Genomic DNA, 23,043 nt, shown 5'->3' with positions numbered 1-23,043 from the left:
TTCTTTGGTTTTTGTTAGTTTAAACTAAGTTATTGCCTACTAAGTATTCTGCAATCTGAACCGCATTGGTAGCAGCGCCCTTTCGGAGATTGTCTGCCACAATCCAGAGGTTGAGTGTCTTCGGCTGAGACAGGTCTCGCCTGATCCTGCCTACAAATACCTCATCCTTTCCTTCGGAATAAAGGGGCATTGGATATTCGTTGTTTTTGACATTATCCTGAAGCACGACGCCTGGGGTTTCAGAAAGGATTTGTCTTACTTCGTCAAGATCAAATTCATTTTCGAATTCGATGTTCACACTTTCGGAATGTCCGCCTTGTACGGGAACTCTCACGGCTGTTGCTGTCAAATTGAAAGTATCGTCACCCATAATTTTCTTAGGCTCTTTCATCAATTTAATTTCCTCCTTGGTATAATCGTCATCAGAAAAAGCATCACAATGCGGCAATGCATTTTTGAAGATTTGATAAGGATAAACTTTCTCGGAATTTTCGCCTTTGATCTCAGAATTTAATTGATCAACAGCTGCTTTTCCAGTTCCGGTAACAGATTGATAAGTAGAAACTATAACTCTTTTGATGTCGTATTTGATATTCAAAGGGTGTAGAACCATTACCAATTGAATCGTAGAACAATTGGGATTAGCAATGATTTTGTCTTCTTTTGTCAAAACATTGGCGTTGATCTCAGGAACAACCAGTTTCTTAGTCGGATCCATTCTCCAGGCTGAAGAATTATCGATAACTACAGTTCCAACTTCGGCAAATTTAGGAGCAAATTCTAATGAAGTATTACCACCAGCTGAAAAGATGGCGATCTCGGGTTTGACTGCAATAGCGTCGTCCATGCTAACGATAGTGAATTCCTTGTCCTTGAATTTGACCTTATTGCCAACAGATCTCTCTGATGCTACAGGAATCAGTTCAGTGATCGGAAGATTTCTTTCTTCCAAAACTTTCAGCATAACTTGTCCAACCATTCCGGTTGCGCCTACTACAGCTACTTTCATTTTTTATAATTGATTTATGATATTTGCTAAGAAATTGTTTTTATCAGATCAAATGATTTATTGTAATTAAATTCCGAAAACTCTTGCCCAAGGGAATGCGAACACGAATAGAGCGACAGCAACTAATCCTAAAGAAACGACAGGAATCGTTAATTTATCGTTTGATTTTACTTTTTTGTTAACGATAGTCATTATTACTGCGGCTATCAACATAGAGAAAGGGTGTTCCACGTACTGGAATCTTGCGTATGGATCTTTCATTAAGCTTCCTGCATTCAGAGCGGCTTTGAAACCCGGAGAAAATATAAATAATAAAGAAATACCCACCAAAAACTGGATGTGAAAGAAAACCATGGTGAAAAGCGTTACTTTTCTAAAAGGTTTTGATATTTTTCCGCTATAGCCAAACATGGTGACTAATAACAGTATTAAAAATGCTGCAACCAGTGCAAGCTCGAGGTAAGCAAAACCTTTGTGAGCATTAAGAAAAATTTTGTAAAATTCCATATTCAGATTTTTTGATTGACAAAGATAGAAAAATCCCGACAGTTTGCCGGGATTTGAGATTAATTATACTTATTAACAATATTAAAATCTGTAAGAAAGTGATGCGGACCATGTTCTTCCGAAACCAAAAAATACGGTATTGTTTTGGTCAATTCCTTTCCATGTTTTTAATGTACTCAAATAAGCATCGTATTGTTGCTGAGCAGTTTGAGTTTGAGTTGCTGTGAAATCTGACAGATTTCTGATATGTGTAGATGACTTACCGTCGGAAATGTAAACAGTATCAAGCAAGTTATAAACATTACCTGTTATTGTTAATCTATGATCGTTATTTAACTTGAAAGTGTATGATGCACCCAAGTCAAATAAGTTATAGCTTGGGTATTCCAATGCACCTTTTTTAGCAGCAGCTGGAACTACACCATCCTTGATAATAAAATTCTGGTCAATATTAAATACACCATAAAGTTTATCAGCATATCTCCAAGTACTGAATATACTTAAATCCTTTACCGGTTTCAAAGTAAATCCTAAAGCAGCTGTTGTCTGAGCAGCATCTGAAACTTTAACACCATCCAGTGCAAGCTGAACAGAATTACTGGTTGCGCTAGGGACATTTGTTAAAGGAATGTTGTTATCGTCAAATAATTCTCCTGTAGGGTTGTTTTTATATTTCCAATCTCCAACAGAAAGCATTGCATTAAAATCCAGATAGTCTGTAACCTTCAAAGTTCCCTCAAACTCAACTCCCATATGGACTTCCTGGATACCAAGTAAGTTGGCATAAGCTCTTGTAGTAGCGTTAGCGTCAGTTGGTGTAGGCGTTGGAATATTGATGTTAGTGATTCTTTGGAATCTATCCTTCCAAGTCGTGTAATACAAATTAACATTAGCTCTTAGAATTGGACTTCTGAATCCGTAACCAAGTTCAGCCGACGCAATTTTTTCATTCTGAAGATTATCATTCAATACCTGTTGGTTATTAGGATAAACAGCATAGTTATTAGGTTGCTTAGAATAATATCCAAGGTTTGCAAAAACATTGTGTTGCTCATTGATATTATAGTTAATACCTCCTTTGGCATTGTAGCCCCATAATCCTTTGAATCCAGTTTTTGTATTTACTTTCTGTCCTTGCTGAACGGTCTGTGGAGTTTTAATAGTTCCATCCGGATTCAAAATGTCCTGATTGATAATCCAATTATCGATTCTTTGGAATTGTTGGTTAGAAACAGACCCTTGAACGAAAGCTGAAATCTGTTCATTGGAATATTCTAGCTGTCCAAAGCTTCCGAGCCACATTACTTCCCCATCAAAGTTTCTACTTGCAATCTGAGATTTATCTTTAATTGCTTTCACGAAAGGATTAGCAGAAGGCTTTGGTTCATAAGCCTGAGTAACTGTGTAATAAGGCGGCATATTCAGGTTTTGATTTTCTCTGTACTCAGAATTGCCCCAAAATTCTGAAATAACACCAGGGTGATATGCATAATAATATCTGCCGTCTAAGCCAACTGAAAAATTCCAGTTAGAATTGATCTTGTGCTGGAAATTTGTAAGGAATCCATACCAGTCATGTGAATTGATATGTGACCTTCTTACAAGACCGTTAGTTCTTGTAGCTATTCCCGGTGTTCCATTAACTTTATTAATTCCTGTATTGTTTGCAACGTTTGGATTCCATATTACATTTTGTCCCTGATTCCAAGCTGCGATATCATCAAATCTTATTAAGCCGTCTGTTGTCTTTGGTAAATTGTTAATTCCTGTATTATTGATAGAACCCAAAACTCCAGTTCCGCCTCCTCGTCCCCAAGATGCATATAGAACAGAAGATAATTTTGACTTTTCTGAGATATTCCAATCCCAATTGATAGAAGCGACTGGTTTACTGTAAAAGTTTACAGACTGTGACATCACACTTCCATTAAGATAACCCCAGTTGGAGTTATACCTTCTGTTTGGCTCATCAACACCATTTCCATACTTAATAAAATTAGCAATAGAACTCTGGAAATTCTGGTTATGCCATTGCGGTGCACCAGTAAATGTAAACTGGAAATCGTGTTTCCCTTTCTGGTATCCTAATGCAAAATAATAGTTATAAGATTCAAATTGCGAACCATCAACATACGTATTACCTGCTGTTCTGGACATTAAGAATGATGAAGACCATCCAGTATTAGATTTTCCGGTATTATAAGAGAATAAAGTTTTTAAATAGCCATCATTACCAACACCTACGGTTACATTTCCTTCTCTTTTTTTGTCGGCAGCTCTTGTAAGTACATTGATAGTACCACCAATAGATGCAATGGCTAATTTAGAAGAACCTAAACCTCTCTGAATTTGTATTGCAGAAGTTACATCGGAAAGTCCTGCCCAGTTTGACCAATAAACAGCTCCCGACTCCATATCATTTACTGGAACACCATTAATCATAACGGCTGTATTATTCATGTCAAAACCACGTACGTTCACACGACCATCACCAAAACCACCACCGCCTTTTGTTGCATAAACAGACGGTGTAGTATTAAGAATCTCCGGAAATTCCTGGTTTCCTAATCGTTCCACGATCTGAGCTTCTTTGATTGTAGAAACAGCAACAGGAGTCTTTCTATCTTTTGCGATGTCAGCGACTCCTGTCAGTACAACTTGCTCTATGTCGTTGTCTTTCGATAATGTGTCTTGCGTTGATTGGGCAAAGTAAAAGCTTGCCGTTGTCATTGTCATTGCCAGAATAAACAATGGTTTCCTTGATAACATTTTCATTTTTCTTTAGATTTATGCCGCAAAAATCCAAAAAAATATGATAAGTTCTGTTAAGGAAGTGTTAAATTTTTAATGCCTTGAGACTCAGGTCAATATTACTGGAAGAATGTGTAATTGCGCCCGCTGAGATAAAATCCACACCGGTTTTTGCCACCGAATTTAACACTTCACGTGTTATTCCTCCGCTCGCTTCGGTTTCAGATTTTTTATTGACAATTTTTACAGCTTTGGCCATTGTCTCGATATCCATATTATCAAACATAACCCGATCAGCGCCAGATTTTACGGCTTCCTCAACTTCTTCAAGATTACGGGTTTCTACCTCAATTTTTAATTTAAGTTTATTTTTCTTGACATAATCTTTCGCCATTTTCACAGCATTGGCGATGCTTCCATTATAATCAATATGGTTGTCTTTCAGCATTATCATGTCATAAAGTCCGTATCTGTGATTCGTTCCGCCGCCAATGGCAACTGCCCATTTTTCACAAACCCGGAAATTTGGTGTCGTTTTTCTGGTGTCAAGGAGTTTTGTTTTCGTTCCCACTAGTCTTGAATCCCAGTCATGAGTCATAGTTGCAATCCCGCTCATCCTTTGCATACAATTCAGAACCAAGCGTTCTGTGGAAAGAATCGATCTTGCTTTTCCGGTAATAATGAAAGCTACGTCGCCTTTTTTAGCAGATTCTCCATCTTTGATGAAAATTTCAATATTCAGATTTTTATCAAAAGTTTTAAAAATAATTTCAGCCAATTCAACACCAGCCAGAATGCAGTTTTCTTTTACTAATAATTGCGCTTTTTGTTCCAGATCTTTTGGAATGGTGGACAATGTAGAATGATCACCGTTTTGGATGTCTTCTTCCAAAGCGGTTCTGATGAATTCTTTTAAAATTTTATCGCTGGCGTAAGCTGGTCTTTTCATTGAGATTTTATTTTTGTACTAATGTAAAAAGTATTTATGTATTAAAGATTGCTTATTTAATTTTTCTGAATCGTAAATACATTTTAGTTATTTTATTCATTAATCAAAAGCGGTTTGGTAGCCAAGTCTTTATTGTAGAAAGCACCTTTATTTTCTTTCATTTCCAGAGAATGTTTGATAATCAGATAAGAAACATTCACCAGATTTCTCAATTCCGAAAGTTGTGGCGAAAGTATGGAATAATTATAGAGTTCTGTAACAGCTTCGTAGATTTCGCGCTGTTTTTTCTTAGCCAATTCCAATCTTGCATTGCTTCTTACGATAGCCACCAGGTCGCTCATCATTTCCTGAAGTTGTTTTCTGAGGTATGTCACGAGAACCATTTCGTCCATCATTTTCATTCCTTCTTCATTCCATTCCGGAACAGCCTTCAAGTCATCGAAATTGAAATCATTTTCTTTTAACAATTCTACTGTTTTCATCGCCGCGTTGTGACCAAATACCAAACCTTCCAATAAAGAATTCGAAGCCAAACGATTCGCTCCGTGAAGTCCGGAATTGGTACATTCTCCAACCGCAAAAAGATTTTTGATAGACGATTGACCATTTTTATCGGTTTCAATTCCGCCCATCAGATAATGGCAAGCCGGAACAACAGGAATCAATTCCTTCATTGGGTCGATGCCTTCATCCAGACACTTCTGATAAATATTTGGAAAGTGGCGGATGAATTTTTCCTGATCCATTTCCCGGCAATCCAAACCAACAAAATCGTCTCCGCTTATTTTCAATTCGTTATCAATAGCTCTTGCAACAATATCTCGGGAAGCCAACTCTTCCCGCTCATCATATTTTTGCATAAAAGGTTTTCCGTTTTTTGTGCGGAGTTTTGCGCCATCACCACGAACCGCTTCAGAAATAAGAAACAGCATTCCGTCTCGTTTGGAATACATCGCCGTGGGATGAAACTGATAATATTGCATATTCGAGATTTTACCTTGCGCTCTGTGTACAAATGCAATTCCGTCTCCTGTTGCAATAATCGGATTGGTCGTGTTTTTATAAACGTGACCAGCGCCACCTGTTGCAACTAAGGTGATTTTTGAAGTGATTTTTTTGATTTTTTTATTTTTCTCATCCAGAACATAAGCGCCATAACCGTGGATATTTCCTTTGTCCAGCTCTTTTCCCGGAACATGATGTTGGGTAATCAAATCGATAACATAATGATGAGGAAGAATCTCGATATTGGGAGAATTATTAACGGTTTCCAAAAGTGCTCTTTCGATTTCGAATCCTGTAATGTCTTTATGATGTACGATTCGATTTTCCGTATGTCCGCCTTCTCTTCCAAGAGAATATTGCCCTTTTTCCTGGTCAAATTTTGCGCCCCATTCCACAATTTCATTAAACCTTAATGGCGCTTCTTCCACCACAATTTTAACAATTTCTGGGTCATTGATATAATCGCCGGCACGCAAAGTATCGTCGATGTGTTTTTGGAAATTATCTTTAGAGAAATCTGTTACGACTGCCAATCCGCCTTGCGCATATTTGGTATTGCTTTCGTCTTCGTTGGATTTTGTAACGATGATTATTTTGGTTTCTGGTAATTGCTCGGAGATTTTAATGGCATAAGACAAGCCCGAAATTCCGGAACCGATTACAAGAACGTCTGTTTTTATCATAAATAAGAATTAATGATTCCCATATGTCTGAGAAAATTCAAAAGAATAAAGTTAAATGAATTTGATGAACTTATCTGTGGGTTTTCTCACTTTTTTGAAATTCTGAAAAATATCATCTTCCGCACGATAGCCTAAAGCCAAAACAACCGTAACTTTTTCATTCGCTTTATCGATTTTCAAAACATCTTCTAAAATTTCAGATTTGAAACCTTCCATCGGACAAGTGTCGATTTCTTCCTCGGCAGAAGCTAAAATTAATGAACCAAGAACAATGTAATTCTGTTTCTCGGACCAGCTTTCTAATTCTTTCTGAGTGTAATTTTCCAAAAACTGATTGATGTTATTTCTGAAAGCTGACAACTGTTCCAAAGTCACGCCTCGCTCATCAATAATATGTCCGAAATAATTATCAACATACTCCTTATTAATATGAGTCTTAGAAACCAAAGCTATCAAATGCGAACAAGTCGAAATCTGAGATGGGTTGTAAAACGCAGGAATCAGTTTCTGAATCGTTTCATCATTCTCAACTACCAAAAGATGATAAGGCTGAAGTCCTAATGAGCTGACAGACAATCTTCCGGCTTCCAGAATATTGTTGAGTTTTTCCGACGGAATTTTCTTTCCGTCGAATTTTTTTACAGAATATCGCCAGTTTAGTGCCTCTAAATAGTTCATATAACAAATGTAATCATTTTCAATTTTGGTTTAGAATCATTTTAAATAATGAAACTTTTTCCCTCGGATTTTTTAAATCATTCATTGCAAAGGCTTTATGCAAAGGCTCTCGACAATATTTATTTTTAATTGATTTGTTATCAAATCATTAGCCAGAAAAGCTGTAAAATCAAAAAGTTATAAACATTAAGTATAAAAGTGGGCAAAAGTGGTAAAATGTGGTAAAAATTTATATAAATTTGCTCCAAATGAAAAACTTCATTGGAACATACGAATGTAAAATAGATGACAAAGGGCGCATCAAACTGCCTGCTTCGCTTACGAAGCAGATGGAACATTTTGCAGATGAACCATTTGTAGTAAAGCGTTCTGTGTTTCAGAAGTGTCTGGAAGTTTATCCAATGAAGCCTTGGGAGAAACTGATGACAAAAATAAACGGTCTCAACCGATTTGTCAAGAAAAATGCAGATTTCATAAGGATGTTTACTGCTGGCGTCAAAACAGTGGAGATGGATAACGTTGGTCGTCTGCAAATCAGCAAAGATTTGACGCAATATGCCAATCTGACCAAAGAAATTGTCATCACAAGCGCTGGCGAACTCTTCGAGATCTGGGACAAAGAAGCTTATGAACAGGTTATTTCTGTCAGCGAATTAGATTTCGCCAATCTTGCAGAAGATGTGATGGGAAATTTAGAATCCGAAGATTCTAAGAATCAAGAATAAAGAATCAAGAAAAGCCGTCAACTGACAACTACTACCTAAAACCTAAAACATGTATCACAATCCTGTCTTATTAAAACAAAGTGTCGATGCTCTGGTAACCAATCCGGACGGGATCTATGTGGACTGCACTTTCGGTGGAGGCGGACATTCCCGCGAGATTCTGAGCCGACTTTCGGAGAAAGGAAAATTATTTTCTTTCGACCAGGATTTGGATGCATTGAAAAATACAATTGATGACCCAAGATTTACTTTGGTTAATCAGAACTTCAGGTTTTTGGAAAATTCGATGTTGGCTTATGGCATTTCGAAAGTGGATGGAATTTTAGGCGATTTAGGCGTTTCTTCTCATCAGTTTGATGAAGCAGAACGTGGTTTTTCTACGAGAAGTGATGCGCCTCTGGATATGAGAATGAACGTGATGCAAAGTCTCGACGCAAAGAAAATCATCAACGATTATGAAGAAGAAGATTTGGCCAACATTTTTTACCAATACGGAGAATTGAGAGAATCCAGAAAGTTGGCAAGAGAAATTGTTCATCATAGAAAAACGAAGAAAATCAATACAACGGAAGAGCTGAAAAGTCTGTTCAGTTACATTCCAGCTTTTAAGCAGAATAAATTTTTTGCTCAGGTTTTTCAGGCGATCAGAATCGAAGTCAATCAGGAATTGGAAGTGTTAAAAGAAATGCTCGTCCAATCTTACAATATTCTGAAAACCGAAGGGAGACTGGTCGTGATTTCCTATCATTCTCTGGAAGACAGATTGGTAAAACGCTTTCTGAAAAACGGAATGTTCGAAGGTGAACCTCAGCGTGATATCTACGGAAATTACGCTAAAGTATTCGAATTATTGCAGACCAAAGCAATCATTCCGGATGATAAAGAAATTGAAGAAAACTCGCGCGCAAGAAGTGCAAAAATGAGAGTGGGGATTAAATTATAGTTGATGGTTGTTGGAAAAATTCTAAAAATCTATCAACTGTAAACGGACAGCAAGCAACCAAAAAATGGCAAAACTGAATCGAAATAAACAGAAGAAACTCACTTTTATGGACATCATAAAAGGGAATTTCCTGAACCGTGATGAGGTCAAGGCGCATTATAAATATTTCGTGTTCATTTTCGGATTGCTGATGGTGATGATTTATAGTAATCACTTGGTTGATAAAAAGATAAAGCTAGTCAATATTCTGAAAGAAGAAACAGAAGAATATAAATCCAGAAATGCCTACGCACAAAGCAGGCTCATAAAAATAAGAATGGAATCCGAACTGGGAAAAGAAATGGTCCAGGATTCTTTGGTGAGTTTGGAAAGCCACCCGATGAAATTACTGATAAAAGTTGATAGCACCAATGATAAAGCAACCCAATAACAACTACGAAAAAAAACGTTCCAATGCGCTGAAGTGGGGCTACCTTTTTGTTCTGGGAGCTCTGGTTTTGTTCATCACTTTTTTGGCGAGAATCCTGATTCTTCAAAACACGAACGTTCAGGAATTCGAAGATAATTACATCAGCAAAAACTACCGCGAAGCCAAATTGAAGGCCGCGCGTGGCAATCTTTTCGCCTCAGATGGTTCTATCTTGGCGACAACCGTTATGCGATACGATGTCTATCTGGATTTCAAATCAATGAGAGACACGATTTATTCCAATAATGTTGGCGCTTTGACAGATTCCCTCAGTAAGATGTTCGATAAGCCGAGAAGTTATTTCCGGGCAAAATTGGACGCTCAGAATCAAAAGAATAACCAGTATTATTTATTGGCCAAAGGTCTTGATTTTGATGAATACGATAGAATCCGAAATTTTCCGATTTTTAAAAAAGGAAAAAATAAAGGTGGTTTCATTGTCGAAAGAAATTTCCGCAGAGAATTAGCCACAACGCAAATTGGAGCCGGAACCATAGGAATGGATAATGGCGAATCAAAATCTGGTTTGGAAGGCGCTTTCAGCAAATTCTTAACCGGGATTGATGGTAAAAGACTAGAACAAAAAATCACGTCTTCTCAATGGAAACCAATCGATTACTGGAAAGTTCAGGAGCCAGTTGATGGGCAAGATGTTTACACGACTTTGGATTTGAGGATTCAGGATATCGCCCATTCTGCTTTGGAAAATCAGTTGATAAAATTCGATGCAGACCACGGAAGTGTGGTCGTGATGGAGGTTGAAACTGGGAAAATCAAAGCAATGGTGAACCTCAGAAGAACCGAACCGGGAATTTATGTTGATGCTTACAATTATACTGTAAAAGACGCACAGGAACCAGGTTCGACCTTCAAAACTGTTTCGCTTTTAGCTGCGATGGACGATGGTTTCATTGATGAAAATACGAAAGTCAACATCGGGAACGGAATCTGGACTTATGCAGGACAAAGAATTACAGACGGCCACGGCGGCGGAACTTATGATGTGAGTGATGTTTTAGCGAAGTCGAGTAACGTTGGTGCCGCAAAACTAATTACGGAACATTATGCCGACAAACCTCAGGTTTTCATAGACCATTTGAAGCGTTGGAAAATGTTTGACAAAATGCAGATCGAATTGCCGGGAATTGCAAAGCCATCTATCCAGACGCCATCCAGCAAACGTTGGAACAAGGCTACTTTGGCGTCTTTAGGTTATGGTTATTCTTCTAGTTTTCCGCTGTTGCAAATGGTAACATTTTATAACGGCATTGCGAACAGAGGCAAAATGGTGAAACCGCTTTTCATTGATAAAATTATGAAAGACGGTAAAGTTTTGTACGAAGCAAAACCTGAAATAATGGTCAAAAAAATGGCTTCTGATAAAGCAATTACGATGATGACACACGCTTTGACAAAAGCGGTAGAAAAAGGAACAGCGAAAAGTATTTACACACCAAATCTTAAAATTGCAGGAAAAACCGGAACTGCAAGATTTGAATATTGGAAAGCTGGACCGATGAAATATCAAGCTTCATTTGCAGGTTTTTATCCGGCAGATAATCCGAAATATACGTGTTTCGTGGTGGTAAATCAGCCAGATGTTTCCAAAGGTTTTTATGGCGGAACGGTTTCAGCACCGGTTTTTAAAGAAATTGCCGGTAAGACTTTTCTGAAAACACCTCTGAATATCGAAAAAGACTTGTTGGTGGAACACAAAGTTGACCTTCACAAAATGATTGAGCCAAATGTCAAGGTGACTGTCAAAAAAGATTCGATGCCAAAATTGGTGGGGTTGATTGGGAAAAATGTGATTCCGCAACTGGAAAATTTAGGTTACAGAGTCGATTATAAAGGTGTTGGAAAAATCACAGGACAGTTTCCTGCAGAGGGCGCAACCATCGGAAAAAACCAAAAGATTTATCTGAATCTTCAAAACTAAAAATTAAAGCGAAAGCTTAGATATATGATTTTAAAAGACTTATTACAGAGAATCCAAACCTTGGAAACCATCGGAACTCTTGCACTGAGCGAAGTCGAAGTGTCGGAATTGGTTTTTGACAGCCGAAAAGTTGTTGAAAATTCTTTGTATGTGGCATTGAAAGGAACAGTTTCTGACGGTCATTCTTATATTAATCAAAGCATCGAAAAAGGTGCGAAAACGATTGTTTGTGAAGATTTGCCTAAGGAGTTAAATGATGGTGTGACTTACATTAAAGTTGAAAATTCTTCCAAAACTTTAGGGCATTTGGCTTCTAATTTTTATGGAAATCCATCTGAGAAATTAAACTTAATCGGCGTTACAGGAACCAACGGAAAAACCACGGTAACAACTTTGTTATTCGATATTTTCAAAACTTTAGGTTATCAGTCCGCTTTGATTTCTACGGTTGAATACCGAATCGGAGATGAGATTATTCCTTCAACACACACGACGCCGGATGTGATTCGGTTAAATCAAATGTTGGCAAAAGCTGTTGAAATTGGCTGTGAATACGCTTTTATGGAAGTAAGTTCTCATGGGATTTCCCAGGACAGAATCGAAGGCTTACATTTTAAAATCGCTGGTTTTACGAACATTACGCACGACCATTTGGATTATCACAAGACTTTCCAAAATTATATCTACGCTAAAAAGAGATTCTTTGACGAATTGGAAGATTCTGCAATTGCCATTACGAATGCCGATGACAAAAATGGCTTGATAATGTTGCAAAACACCAAAGCAAAAAAGAAAACTTTCGCTTTGAAAACAATGGCAGATTTCCAAGGAAAGGTTTTGGAAATCGACTTCAACGGAATGTTGCTGAATTTCAACAATAAAGAATTCTGGACCACTTTAACGGGGAAATTCAATGCTTATAACTTGCTTTTGGCTTACGGAATTGCTTTGGAATTAGGAATGGATGAAACGGAAGTTCTTCAGGCGATTTCAACATTGAAAAGAGTTAACGGAAGATTCGAAACAATAAAATCCGACAGTGGTATTTTCTTCGTGGTCGATTATTCGCACACGCCGGATGCTTTGGAAAATGTGTTGGACAGCATGAACGAAATCAGAACCAAAAACGAAAGATTGATTTGTGTTTTCGGTTGTGGAGGCGACAGAGACAAAACCAAACGCCCGGAAATGGGTGACATCGCTACCAAAAAATCGACTTTGGCCATCATCACTTCTGACAATCCAAGAACTGAAGAACCAACTCAGATTATCAAAGAAATAGAAGCCGGAGTACAACCTCAGAATTTCAGTAAATATACTTCGATTCCTGACAGGAGAGAAGCGATAAAAATGGCTATCAAATTTGCAGAACCAAAAGATATTGTTTTAGTGGCAGGAAAAGGTCACGAAACGTATCAGGAAATCAACGGCGTGAAACATCATTTTGATGATAAGGAAACGATTAGGGAACTTTTGAATTTGATGGGGAAATAATTTAAAAATCTATCAACCAACAACTATAAACTGACAACGAATGCTATATTACCTCTACGAATATTTAACAGCTCACGGAATCCACGTTCCGGGAATGAACTTGTTCAAATACATTTCGTTCCGCGCAGCGATGGCAGTTTTGTTTTCGCTGATTATTGCGATGGCTTACGGTAAAAGAATCATCAATTTCCTGAGAAGAAGACAAATGGGAGAATTGGTGAGAGATCTTGGTCTGGAAGGGCAAAAGCAAAAAGAAGGAACGCCAACAATGGGAGGTTTGATTATCATTTTGGCAACCATCATTCCGGTTTTGTTGTTTACAAGAATTACCAATGTGTACATCGTTCTTTTGATTATTTCGGTTTTGTGGATGGGAGCGATTGGATTTTTGGACGATTATCTCAAAAAAGTTAAAAAAAATAAAGACGGATTAAGCGGAAAATTCAAAGTAATCGGGCAGGTTGGATTGGGTTTAATTGTCGGAGTTACAATGTATTTTCACCCGGATATTGAGGTTAAGAGAAAGTATGCTGATGCGACAGTTATTAACAGAAATAATGTAGAGAATAATTTTATGGAAGACGAAAAAATTCCGGTTTCCACTGTTCCATTTACAAAAAATAATGAATTTGATTACAGCGGAATTTTATTCTGGATGGATGATGCGGAAGCACACGAATGGGCTTGGATTGTCTTTATTCCAATTGTGATTTTCATTGTGACAGCCGTTTCGAATGGTGCCAATATTACTGACGGAATCGATGGATTAGCCGCAGGAACCAGCGCAGTCATTTTACTGACATTGGCATTCTTCGCATACGTTTCCGGAAACATCATTTTTGCGGATTATTTGAATATTATGTTCCTCCCGCATATGGGCGAAACCACAATTTTTGCCCTTGCTTTAGTTGGAGCCGTGATTGGTTTTTTCTGGTACAATACTTATCCAGCACAGATTTTTATGGGCGATACAGGAAGTCTGATGTTAGGCGGCGTGATCGCAGTTTTGGCAATTATCCTTAGAAAAGAATTATTGATTCCTGTTCTTTGCGGTGTGTTCCTCATAGAAAATCTTTCCGTGATTTTGCAGGTGATGGTTTTCAAATACAGAAAGAAAAAATACGGGCTGGAATATGCTCAGAACAATAGATTATTCAAGATGTCGCCATTGCATCACCACTATCAGAAAGAAGGATTCCACGAAAGCAAAATCGTGAACCGAATGATAATCATAGGTGTGATGCTGGCAATTATTTGTTTAATTACTTTAAAAACCAGATAAAAACTAATAATCATAAATGAGAGTAGTAATACTTGGAGGTGGCGAAAGCGGTGTTGGTGCTGCGTACTTGGCAAAAGCCAAAGGCTTTGATGTCTTTCTTTCGGATATGGGATCAATTCGTGAGAATTATAAAAATGAATTGGACGAGCTCGGCATCGACTATGAAGACGGAACACATACAGAAGAAAAAATCCTGAATGCCGATTGGGTCATCAAAAGCCCAGGTATTCCGAAAAAAGCTGAAATGGTTCAGAAGATTCAGGAAAAAGGCATCAGGTTGTCTTCTGAGATAGAATTTGCTTCGGAATTTACGAATGCAAAAATTATTGCGATTACAGGAAGTAACGGAAAAACGACGACAACGTCTTTGATTTATTATATTTTGAAAGAAGATGGGTTCAATGTCGGTTTGGGTGGAAACATCGGAAAGAGCTTCGCAAAACAAGTTGCAGAAGAAAATTTCGATTATTATGTATTGGAAGTGAGCAGCTTTCAGTTAGATGATATTCAGAATTTCAGACCATACATTTCATTGTTGTTGAATTTGTCTAAAGACCATTTGGATCAGTATAATTACAATTATGAAGAATATGCTTTGGCGAAGTTCAGAATTGCTGAAAATCAGGATGCTAACAATTTTTTCATCTATAATAAAGATGACGAAATGAGCAAATCGATTCTAGAAAAACTAGATTTAAAAGTTACCAAAGTTCCATTCTCATTGGATGAAAAATTGGAAAAAGGTGCTTTCTCTATTGATGAGAATTTTGTTGTCAATATCAATGAAGGATTCACAATGAATATCGATGAATTGTCATTGGTCGGAAAACATAATGTAGCGAATAGCTTAGCAGCAAGTATCGCCGGAAAGTTACTGGAAATCAGCAATGAAAGTATAAGACATTCGTTGATGACATTCCAAGCAGTGGAACATAGGCTAGAGCCAGTTTCTGAAATCAACGGTGTGAAATTTATCAATGACAGTAAGGCTACCAATGTGAACGCTACCTACTTCGCTTTGGAAAGTATGAAACAGCCGGTGGTTTGGATTGTTGGCGGAAAAGACAAAGGCAATGATTATACAGAAATAGAAGAATTAGTCAAGAAAAAAGTAAAAGCGATTGTCTGCTTAGGGATTGATAATTCTAAAATCATTGAATTTTTCAAAGATAAAAAAGCGCAGATTTATGATACTTCCAGTATGCATCAGGCAGTAGAAGTTTCTAAATCGATTGCAGAAAAAGGAGACGTGGTTTTATTGTCGCCTTGCTGTGCAAGTTTTGATTTGTTCAATGGCTATGAAGACCGTGGCAATCAATTCAAAAAGGAAGTTTTAAACAGCGAAAAGCCGATAGCTATTAGCTAAAAATATAATGAGCGAACAAACAACAGAAAACAAATTCGAACTACTGAAAGGCGATAAGGTCCTTTGGTCGGTTATCATTTTGATTTCCTTCCTTTCTGTGTTCCCGGTTTATTCCGCAAGTTCGAATCTGGAATATATTGTAAACAACGGGACTACTACGGGTCACGTTTTTAAACATATTGTTTTCGTATTCATTGGTTTGGGAATTATGCGTTTCGTAGGAACAGTTAAGTATGAGTATATCGGGAAACTAAGTTCCATACTGCTTTTGTTCACGATTGGATTGTTATTGATCACGATGTTCACAGGACAAAAAATCGAAGGAGCAAGTGCGTCACGTTGGTTGAAAATCCCAGGAACACCGATTTCATTTCAGCCATCGTCATTCGCCTATTTGATGCTGATTATCTATCTGTGTAGATATTTAACCAAAAAAATCAAACGGGAAAGATTACCACTGGAGAATATTATTTACATTTTCGGACCGATATTATTGGTTTTCGGATTGGTAGCGAAAGACAACGGTTCTACAGCGTTGATGATTATGATGGTTTCGATTATTGTATTGATTATCGGACAATTAGCTTGGCAATATGTTGCGGGATTTATTTCGATTTCAGTAGTTTTCATCGTAATGTTTTTAGTCATTGCACTGAACACTAATCTTTTAGGCGGAAATCGTGTTCACACGTGGATGAGCCGTATCGAAACTTTTACGAGTTCAAAGAAAACAGCCGACGTTGAGGACGAAAGTATCAAGGCCAAAAACTATCAGGTGATGCAGGCGAAAGCCGCAATTGTTCACGGCGGATTCAACGGAATTGGGCCAGGGAAAAGTGCTTTGAAGCAGACATTGCCACAATCGGTTTCCGATTTTATTTTCGCAATTATTGTGGAAGAATACGGTTGGATTGGAGCCTTCGTTCTGGTTAGCCTTTATATGATAATGATTATCAGGATTGTAATGATTGCCAGTAAAATGCCCGCATTTTTTGGGTCATTGCTGGTTCTCGCCATTGGACTGATGATTTTTGTTCAATTGTCAGTAAATATTGCCGTTGCCGTGAATTTGATTCCGGTGACAGGACAACCTTTACCATTGATAAGTTACGGTGGAACATCAATGTTGGTAACCTACATTCAGTTAGGAATTATCTTGAATGTAAGTTCCAGAATTCAGGTTTTTGATGAAGAAGGCTTGGGCAAAAGACAGAGTTTGGAAGAAATTAATGATATAGCGTAAAAGAAACAAGATAAAAGTAAAAAGAAACAATTTAATAATCCGAAGGATTCAATATCAATAACAGTTGGTGAAACCAATGGAACATATGAACAAAAAACTGAAAATATTATTAAGCGGTGGCGGAACAGGTGGACACATCTTTCCTGCGGTTGCGATTGCTCAGGAAATCCAGAAACGGTTTCCCGATGCAGAGTTTTTGTTCATTGGTGCCAACGGAAAAATGGAAATGGAAAAAGTGCCTCAAGCCGGATTCAAAATAGAAGGATTGAACATTGCCGGATTCGACAGAGGAAATCTTCTGAAGAATATCGGATTGCCATTTAAAATCATTTCCAGTTTGATGAAAGCTAAGAAAATCATCAAAGATTTCAAACCGGATTTTGCGGTTGGAACTGGTGGTTTTGCAAGCGGACCAGCTTTGTACATCGCTGCGAAAATGGGAATCCCTACTTTCATTCAGGAGCAGAATTCTTTGCCAGGAAAAACCAATGTTTTCAATGCAAAAAAGGCGAAAGCAATTTTCACGGCGTATCCGGATATGGAGAAACTTTTCTACGGAACAAAAACTTATTTCTTAGGAAATCCAATTCGTCAGAATATCATTACGGATTTGATTGATAAAGATTTGGCTAAAGAAAAATTAGGCTTAGATAAAAATAAATTAACGATTCTATCCGTCGGCGGTTCGCTCGGTTCCAGAACTTTGAACAACGGTTGGAAAGAGAATTTAGATAAATTAAAAGAAAAAGATTATCAACTCATCTGGCAAACAGGAAGAACAGATTTTAGGGAAATTTCCGAAAACCAAATACTAAAAACCAACAAGCAAATACAAATCAAGGAATTCATCTCCGATATGGCTTTGGCTTATTCGGCGGCAGATGTGATTGTTTCCAGAGCCGGAGCAATTGCGATTTCCGAACTGGCAGTTGCGAAAAAACCTGTTTTGTTGGTGCCGTTTCCATTTGCTGCAGAAGACCATCAAACCAAAAATGCAATGACTTTGGTCGAGAAAAATGCAGGAAGAATGGTAAAGGATTCTGAAATGAAAGACAAATTCTGGAACACGCTTTCAGAAATCTGTGAGAACGAAAATCTGAGAAAAGATATGTCTGATAATCTGGAATTCTTTGCAAAACCAAAAGCTGCGGAAGACATTGTGGATGAGATTTTTAAAGTGATTAAAAGATAAAGTTAAGAAAAGCGGTGTCAGGCTGAGCCTGTCGAAGCCCAAAGTAATAATGAAACGATATTATGTATATATTATAAAATGTTCGGATAATTCTTACTACACAGGAGTTACTAACGATTTGGAAAGTAGAATTAACGAACATAATGATGGATTAAATCCAGATAGTTATACATACAAAAGAAGACCAGTAAAATTAGTTTTTCATTATGAATTTAATGATATTAATCAAGCGATAGACTTTGAAAAACAAGTAAAAGGCTGGAGTAGAAAAAAGAAAGAAGCAATTATTAATGATAAATGGGATTTGTTACCAGAATTATCAAAAAATAGGATGAAAGATTAAAGTGCTTCGACAGGCTCAGCCTGACAACACAAATGATTAGGAAGATAAAAAATAGAAACAGTGAAATTTTTGAAACACATATTAATAGTTCTTTGTTTGATAGGTTTATCAAGTTGCATGAACCGGTATAACAATATGCCAGCAAAAAATAATACACAAGCAAGACAAACTTTAGCTAAAAACTTTGCTGAAAATTTTTTTTCTAAATGTGAAAAAAAGGATTACTCCGAAGTCACAGGCTTCAATATGGATGTCAATATGAAGAATTATTTCTCCCATGAAAGAAATAAGACCGTTTGTGAGAGCTTTGAAAAAAAATATGGGAAATTAGAGATTGGAAGTTTATACGCTGCTAAAACTAATGTTTATCCGTTAGATTTTTATGACTTGTTTGTTTTTAATGTTAAAACTGAAAAAAATGATAGTGTCAAATATCTGAGAGTGGGAATGACCAGAGACAAAGATTATATTAATACATTTTATTTGTCCACAAAACCATACAATAAATGGTATAAAAGAAAGAAAAAATGAGCATTTTAAACAAATATCAAAACTTCTATTTCATCGGCATCGGTGGGATTGGAATGAGTGCGCTGGCGCGGTATTTCCACGCCAACGGTAAAAATGTTTTGGGTTATGACAAAACGCCAACAAAACTGACAGCTCAACTCGGTTTTGAAGGCATTGATATTACGTTTGAAGATGTGATTGATGAGAAAATCGTGGCGTTCGATAAAGAATCAACTTTGGTGATTTATACGCCGGCCATCAAGAAATTATCAATTCTGGATTACCTTACCAGCGAAGGTTTCGTCATCCTGAAACGCGCAAAAGTTTTAGGTTTAATTACCGAAAACACCGATTGCATCGCTGTGGCAGGAACACACGGAAAAACAACCACTTCTACGTTGATAGCCCATTTGTGCAAAGAAGCTAATCTTCCGTCTTCCGCATTTTTAGGTGGGATTTCTGAGAATTTCAAATCGAATTTCGATTACAACGGAAATCAGTTTTCAGTAGTTGAAGCCGATGAATATGACAGAAGTTTCCTCAACCTTTCTCCGGATTGGGCAGTGGTTACATCGATTGATGCGGACCATTTGGATATTTATGGCGACAGAGTTCAGATAGAAGATGGTTTCAGACAATTTGCAAGTTTGGTTCCGAATGATAATCAATTATTCGTGAGAAAAGGAATTGCGATTGGAAGAGAGCACAAAACGTACGCTGTAAATGAGGAGGCGGATTATTATTCCGATAATCTGAGAATGGACCACGACAAAATCTACTTCGATTTCCACACACCAACGGAAGAAATCGCTGATTTTGTTTGGGATATTCCAGGCATTCACAATGTTGAAAATGCGACGGTTGCTTTGGCGATTTTGAGCAATTTAGGTGTCGATTTCGAAACTTTGAAGAAAGCAATCGCCAACTTCAAAGGTATAAAAAGACGATATACGAAGCATATTTTCGAGAATGGAAAGATTTATATCGATGATTATGCGCATCATCCAACAGAACTGAATGCGGTTATTGGTTCGATTAAAACTTTCTATCCGACCAAAAAATTGCTGGTGGTTTTCCAACCGCATTTGTTCAGCAGGACAAGAGATTTTGCCGAGGATTTCGCTAGAAGTCTGGAAAACGGAGATGACTTGTTGTTGCTCGATATTTATCCGGCGAGAGAACTTCAGGAAAATTTTGAAGGCATCACCTCAACTTGGTTGGCTGAAAAAATTGAAACAGAAAACAAGGAAGTCTGCACATTGCAAGAGACTTTTGATAAAATAAAAGAAAGAGATTTTGACATTCTTCTGACTGTTGGAGCTGGAAATATCGATACGCTTTATGACCCGATTATGGAATGGATGCAAAGTTTGTAAAATGTAAAACGTATTAATGTATTCACGATTCTAAAATCATTAATACATTTTACATTAATACGTTAATACAAAAATTAATATGAAAAACAAGTGGAGAATATTGAAGATATTGGTAACAGTCATCCTTTTTGGATTTCTTCTCAGTTTTTCATTAAAGCGTTTCAATAACGCTAAGATGGAGAATGTGTCTATCAATATGAACCAAACCAAAACGCCGGTTTATTTTGTGGACGAAAAAGACATCAAAGAATTGGTGAAGCAATACAATCCGACGAAGAAAATTGGCGATGTTAAGATTCCGGAATTGGAGAAGAAAATCAACCAGATTCCTTTTGTGGACAGCGCTAATGTCTATATGAATCTGAACGGAAATCTGAATGTTGATATCAGACAAAGGGTTCCGGTTTTCAGATTAAACAAAAACGGAAGAGATTTTTATGTGGATGAAAAAGGAGTCGAATTCCCGATTTCGAGAAACTTTTCGTATCCGTGTATGTTGGTGATGGGCGATGTTCAAGTTTCGGAATATCAGGAACTCGGAAAGTTGATTGAGAAAATTGATAAAGATGATTTCAGTAAAAAGTATTTCATTGGCATCACAAAAGAAAAAGGAAGTTACAATCTTTTGACCAGCGATGGTAATTACAAAGTGGAGATTGGAGATTTGGATAATATTGAGTTTAAGGTTAGAGGATTTAAAACTTTTGTAGAGAAATATCTGGTTGACCAGAATCCTCAGAAGTACAAGAAAATTTCACTGAAATATGAGAATCAAATCGTCACAACTTTGAATCCTTATTTTAAAGAAAATGACAGCATCCTGAGAAATGCACCAAAAATTGAACTAAAGCCTGATGATGGAAGTCAAAAGCTGGAGGTGAAAAAACCGGAAATTAAAAAAGCTGAATCTAAACCGGAAGCGAAGAAAGAAATTAAAAAATCGGAACCGAAAAAAACGGAAGTGAAAAAGGAAACTTCGAAACTGAAAAAAGTAGAGAAGAAACCGGAAGTCAAAAAAACTTCGACCAAGAAAAAAGAAACCACCTCCAAAACAAGTGACAAAAAGAAAAAAGTAAAAGTAGTAATAGAATAATAGTCCCAAAGGGACGAAAATATATTAGGATAGGTTTTCAACCCTATCGATTATAAAATAAAAATCAAATCGAGCATATAATGGAAAATCAAGAGTATTCAGTAGGTCTGGACATTGGGACAACTAAGATTGTCGCCATTGTCGGAAGACGTAACGCTCACGGGAAAATAGAAATCCTGGGCGTTGGGAAGGCTAAAAGTCTTGGTGTTCACAAAGGAATCGTGAACAACATTTCCCAAACCATCAATTCCATCAAAACTGCAGTGGCAGAAGCGCAATCCAGCGCGGGAGTGCCTATCCATAAGGTCACTGTCGGGATTGCAGGAAAACACATCCGTTCTCTCCAGCATTCGGATTACATCATGAGAGAACATCCGGATCAATACATCACAGAAGATGATATTGAGAAACTAAAAGACCAGGTGAAGAAACTGGTGATGTTGCCTGGAGAAGAAATCATCCACGTTTTACCGCAGGAATATAAAGTAGATTCTGAAGGCGAAATCCAGGAGCCAATCGGGATGCATGGCAAGAGATTAGAAGCTAATTTCCACGTTGTTGTGGGACAGATGGGTTCTATCAGAAACATAGCAAGATGCGTTCGTGAAGCTGGTCTGGAGATGGAAGCTTTGACTTTGGAACCTTTGGCATCGTCTGAAGCAGTTCTTACAAAAGAAGAAAAAGAAGCTGGTGTTGCGATTGTAGATATCGGTGGTGGAACTACGGATATCGCAATTTTCAAAGACAACATTATTCGTCATACTTGTGTGATTCCTTACGGCGGTGGAATTATCACCGATGATATCAAGGAAGGATGTTCAATCATAGAGAAACACGCAGAACAACTTAAAGTGAAGTTCGGTTCATCTGTTCCGGAATTGGAAAAAGACAGCACGTATGTAACCATTCCGGGATTGCATGGTCGTCCGGATAAAGAGATTTCACTGAAGGTTTTGGCTCAGATCATCAATGCAAGAGTTGAGGAAATTCTGGAGATGGTAAATACTGAGTTAAAGGCTTACGGTGCATTCGAACAAAAGAAAAAACTGATTGCAGGAATTGTCTTGACGGGTGGTGGTTCTAATTTGAGGAATCTTCGTCAGTTGGCAAATTACACCACAGGTTTCGACAGCAGAATTGGTTTCGCAAATGAATATGTGGCAAATGACAAAAACCAATATCTGAAAGGACCGGAATTTGCAACTTCCATCGGTTTATTAATGGAAAGTCTTAAAATAAGAGATAAAAAAATCCTTCCGACAGAAGAAGAAATTATCGAAGAAATTGTGACCAGAGCAGAACCGGTTGCCAATCAGCCCATCGCAGAAACCGAAAAAATTCAGATTCAGCCAATCGAGGAGATAAAAAAAGTGGAAGTGGCGAAAAGAAACAAACCAACTTTCGGACAATCTCTGATGGATAAAGTGAAAAAATTCTTTGAAGAAGTAGAAGAGTAATTACTAATTGTAAAATCGCGGAATCGTGG

The 23,043-nt window shown here is 37.5% G+C and carries 20 protein-coding genes; 14 read left to right on the top strand and 6 right to left on the bottom strand.

The genetic code is table 11. The features are described 5' to 3' along the window. Positions 1-19: 19 nt before the first annotated feature. From BUA97_RS06670 to BUA97_RS06645, 6 genes are all read right to left on the bottom strand, one after another. On the bottom strand, positions 20-1,009 hold the full coding sequence (locus BUA97_RS06670) for an aspartate-semialdehyde dehydrogenase (RefSeq protein WP_072997019.1): 990 nt from the start codon (positions 1,007-1,009) through the stop codon (positions 20-22). A gap of 66 nt (positions 1,010-1,075) precedes the next feature. Then, the gene (locus BUA97_RS06665) at positions 1,076-1,516 is read right to left on the bottom strand and encodes a hypothetical protein (RefSeq protein WP_072997018.1); all 441 of its coding nucleotides are present in this window, start codon (positions 1,514-1,516) and stop codon (positions 1,076-1,078) included. A gap of 81 nt (positions 1,517-1,597) precedes the next feature. Next, positions 1,598-4,291, bottom strand: a complete 2,694-nt coding sequence (locus BUA97_RS06660) for a TonB-dependent receptor (RefSeq protein WP_072997017.1) — start codon at positions 4,289-4,291, stop codon at positions 1,598-1,600. Positions 4,292-4,352: 61 nt separating this feature from the next. Further along, entirely contained in the window at positions 4,353-5,216 is an 864-nt protein-coding gene (gene nadC, locus BUA97_RS06655; RefSeq protein ID WP_072997016.1) for a carboxylating nicotinate-nucleotide diphosphorylase, read from the bottom strand. Between the two features lie 92 nt (positions 5,217-5,308). After that, positions 5,309-6,904, bottom strand: a complete 1,596-nt coding sequence (gene nadB / locus BUA97_RS06650) for an L-aspartate oxidase (RefSeq protein ID WP_072997015.1) — start codon at positions 6,902-6,904, stop codon at positions 5,309-5,311. A 51-nt stretch (positions 6,905-6,955) separates the two neighbouring features. Beyond that, positions 6,956-7,582: an NAD(P)H-dependent oxidoreductase gene (locus BUA97_RS06645; protein ID WP_072997014.1), complete on the bottom strand. Its 627-nt coding sequence runs from the start codon at positions 7,580-7,582 to the stop codon at positions 6,956-6,958. Between the two features lie 248 nt (positions 7,583-7,830). On the opposite strand from BUA97_RS06645, the gene mraZ reads away from it, so the two are divergent. From mraZ to ftsA, 14 genes are all read left to right on the top strand, one after another. Then, the gene (gene mraZ / locus BUA97_RS06640) at positions 7,831-8,307 is read left to right on the top strand and encodes a division/cell wall cluster transcriptional repressor MraZ (RefSeq protein ID WP_072997013.1); all 477 of its coding nucleotides are present in this window, start codon (positions 7,831-7,833) and stop codon (positions 8,305-8,307) included. Positions 8,308-8,356: 49 nt separating this feature from the next. Then, entirely contained in the window at positions 8,357-9,250 is an 894-nt protein-coding gene (gene rsmH / locus BUA97_RS06635; protein ID WP_072997012.1) for a 16S rRNA (cytosine(1402)-N(4))-methyltransferase RsmH, read from the top strand. Positions 9,251-9,314: 64 nt separating this feature from the next. Continuing rightward, on the top strand, positions 9,315-9,680 hold the full coding sequence (locus tag BUA97_RS06630; protein ID WP_072997011.1) for an FtsL-like putative cell division protein: 366 nt from the start codon (positions 9,315-9,317) through the stop codon (positions 9,678-9,680). Continuing rightward, the gene (locus tag BUA97_RS06625) at positions 9,661-11,658 is read left to right on the top strand and encodes a penicillin-binding transpeptidase domain-containing protein (protein ID WP_072997010.1); all 1,998 of its coding nucleotides are present in this window, start codon (positions 9,661-9,663) and stop codon (positions 11,656-11,658) included. Before BUA97_RS06630 ends, BUA97_RS06625 begins: the two co-directional genes overlap by 20 nt. A gap of 24 nt (positions 11,659-11,682) precedes the next feature. Beyond that, positions 11,683-13,152, top strand: coding sequence for a UDP-N-acetylmuramoyl-L-alanyl-D-glutamate--2,6-diaminopimelate ligase (locus tag BUA97_RS06620; RefSeq protein ID WP_072997009.1), 1,470 nt, complete (start codon positions 11,683-11,685; stop codon positions 13,150-13,152). Positions 13,153-13,192: 40 nt separating this feature from the next. Continuing rightward, positions 13,193-14,434, top strand: coding sequence for a phospho-N-acetylmuramoyl-pentapeptide-transferase (gene mraY, locus BUA97_RS06615; protein WP_072997008.1), 1,242 nt, complete (start codon positions 13,193-13,195; stop codon positions 14,432-14,434). Positions 14,435-14,450: 16 nt separating this feature from the next. Continuing rightward, a complete protein-coding gene (murD, locus tag BUA97_RS06610; RefSeq protein ID WP_072997007.1) occupies positions 14,451-15,800 on the top strand; it encodes a UDP-N-acetylmuramoyl-L-alanine--D-glutamate ligase in 1,350 nt (449 codons plus the stop codon). Between the two features lie 7 nt (positions 15,801-15,807). Continuing rightward, on the top strand, positions 15,808-17,043 hold the full coding sequence (locus BUA97_RS06605) for an FtsW/RodA/SpoVE family cell cycle protein (RefSeq protein ID WP_072997006.1): 1,236 nt from the start codon (positions 15,808-15,810) through the stop codon (positions 17,041-17,043). 85 nt (positions 17,044-17,128) lie between these two features. Then, positions 17,129-18,235 carry an undecaprenyldiphospho-muramoylpentapeptide beta-N-acetylglucosaminyltransferase gene (gene murG / locus BUA97_RS06600; RefSeq protein ID WP_139258249.1) on the top strand — a complete coding sequence of 369 codons (1,107 nt, stop codon included), beginning with the start codon at positions 17,129-17,131 and terminating at the stop codon, positions 18,233-18,235. Between the two features lie 49 nt (positions 18,236-18,284). Next, positions 18,285-18,578 (top strand): GIY-YIG nuclease family protein, encoded by a 294-nt coding sequence (locus BUA97_RS06595; RefSeq protein WP_072997004.1) that lies wholly within the window; start codon positions 18,285-18,287, stop codon positions 18,576-18,578. 60 nt (positions 18,579-18,638) lie between these two features. Continuing rightward, positions 18,639-19,109, top strand: coding sequence for a hypothetical protein (locus BUA97_RS06590; RefSeq protein WP_139258247.1), 471 nt, complete (start codon positions 18,639-18,641; stop codon positions 19,107-19,109). Further along, complete coding sequence (gene murC / locus BUA97_RS06585; protein WP_072997002.1) at positions 19,106-20,464, top strand: UDP-N-acetylmuramate--L-alanine ligase; 1,359 nt, start codon at positions 19,106-19,108, stop codon at positions 20,462-20,464. The genes BUA97_RS06590 and murC overlap by 4 nt, the downstream gene beginning before the upstream one ends. Positions 20,465-20,543: 79 nt before the next feature. Beyond that, entirely contained in the window at positions 20,544-21,557 is a 1,014-nt protein-coding gene (locus BUA97_RS06580) for a cell division protein FtsQ/DivIB (RefSeq protein WP_072997001.1), read from the top strand. 80 nt (positions 21,558-21,637) lie between these two features. Then, positions 21,638-23,014 (top strand): cell division protein FtsA, encoded by a 1,377-nt coding sequence (gene ftsA / locus BUA97_RS06575; protein ID WP_072997000.1) that lies wholly within the window; start codon positions 21,638-21,640, stop codon positions 23,012-23,014. Positions 23,015-23,043: the final 29 nt, after the last annotated feature.

The sequence above is a fragment of the Epilithonimonas mollis genome (assembly GCF_900142325.1).
GTDB lineage: Bacteria > Bacteroidota > Bacteroidia > Flavobacteriales > Weeksellaceae > Epilithonimonas > Epilithonimonas mollis.
The sequence above is the reverse complement of the archived record's forward strand: the minus strand, read 5'-3'. Positions and strand labels throughout refer to the sequence as shown.

What these genes read in the sequence shown, in the direction of transcription:
- ftsA (WP_072997000.1), top strand. Translation starts at nt 21,638, where the DNA reads ATGGAAAATCAAGAGTATTCAGTAGGTCTGGACATTGGGACAACTAAG.
- BUA97_RS06670 (WP_072997019.1), bottom strand. Translation starts at nt 1,009, where the DNA reads ATGAAAGTAGCTGTAGTAGGCGCAACCGGAATGGTTGGACAAGTTATG.
- BUA97_RS06665 (WP_072997018.1), bottom strand. Translation starts at nt 1,516, where the DNA reads ATGGAATTTTACAAAATTTTTCTTAATGCTCACAAAGGTTTTGCTTAC.
- murG (WP_139258249.1), top strand. Translation starts at nt 17,129, where the DNA reads ATGAACAAAAAACTGAAAATATTATTAAGCGGTGGCGGAACAGGTGGA.
- BUA97_RS06595 (WP_072997004.1), top strand. Translation starts at nt 18,285, where the DNA reads ATGAAACGATATTATGTATATATTATAAAATGTTCGGATAATTCTTAC.
- murC (WP_072997002.1), top strand. Translation starts at nt 19,106, where the DNA reads ATGAGCATTTTAAACAAATATCAAAACTTCTATTTCATCGGCATCGGT.
- mraZ (WP_072997013.1), top strand. Translation starts at nt 7,831, where the DNA reads ATGAAAAACTTCATTGGAACATACGAATGTAAAATAGATGACAAAGGG.
- murD (WP_072997007.1), top strand. Translation starts at nt 14,451, where the DNA reads ATGAGAGTAGTAATACTTGGAGGTGGCGAAAGCGGTGTTGGTGCTGCG.
- BUA97_RS06580 (WP_072997001.1), top strand. Translation starts at nt 20,544, where the DNA reads ATGAAAAACAAGTGGAGAATATTGAAGATATTGGTAACAGTCATCCTT.
- nadB (WP_072997015.1), bottom strand. Translation starts at nt 6,904, where the DNA reads ATGATAAAAACAGACGTTCTTGTAATCGGTTCCGGAATTTCGGGCTTG.
- BUA97_RS06645 (WP_072997014.1), bottom strand. Translation starts at nt 7,582, where the DNA reads ATGAACTATTTAGAGGCACTAAACTGGCGATATTCTGTAAAAAAATTC.
- BUA97_RS06625 (WP_072997010.1), top strand. Translation starts at nt 9,661, where the DNA reads ATGATAAAGCAACCCAATAACAACTACGAAAAAAAACGTTCCAATGCG.
- BUA97_RS06660 (WP_072997017.1), bottom strand. Translation starts at nt 4,291, where the DNA reads ATGAAAATGTTATCAAGGAAACCATTGTTTATTCTGGCAATGACAATG.
- BUA97_RS06630 (WP_072997011.1), top strand. Translation starts at nt 9,315, where the DNA reads ATGGCAAAACTGAATCGAAATAAACAGAAGAAACTCACTTTTATGGAC.
- rsmH (WP_072997012.1), top strand. Translation starts at nt 8,357, where the DNA reads ATGTATCACAATCCTGTCTTATTAAAACAAAGTGTCGATGCTCTGGTA.
- BUA97_RS06620 (WP_072997009.1), top strand. Translation starts at nt 11,683, where the DNA reads ATGATTTTAAAAGACTTATTACAGAGAATCCAAACCTTGGAAACCATC.
- nadC (WP_072997016.1), bottom strand. Translation starts at nt 5,216, where the DNA reads ATGAAAAGACCAGCTTACGCCAGCGATAAAATTTTAAAAGAATTCATC.
- mraY (WP_072997008.1), top strand. Translation starts at nt 13,193, where the DNA reads ATGCTATATTACCTCTACGAATATTTAACAGCTCACGGAATCCACGTT.
- BUA97_RS06605 (WP_072997006.1), top strand. Translation starts at nt 15,808, where the DNA reads ATGAGCGAACAAACAACAGAAAACAAATTCGAACTACTGAAAGGCGAT.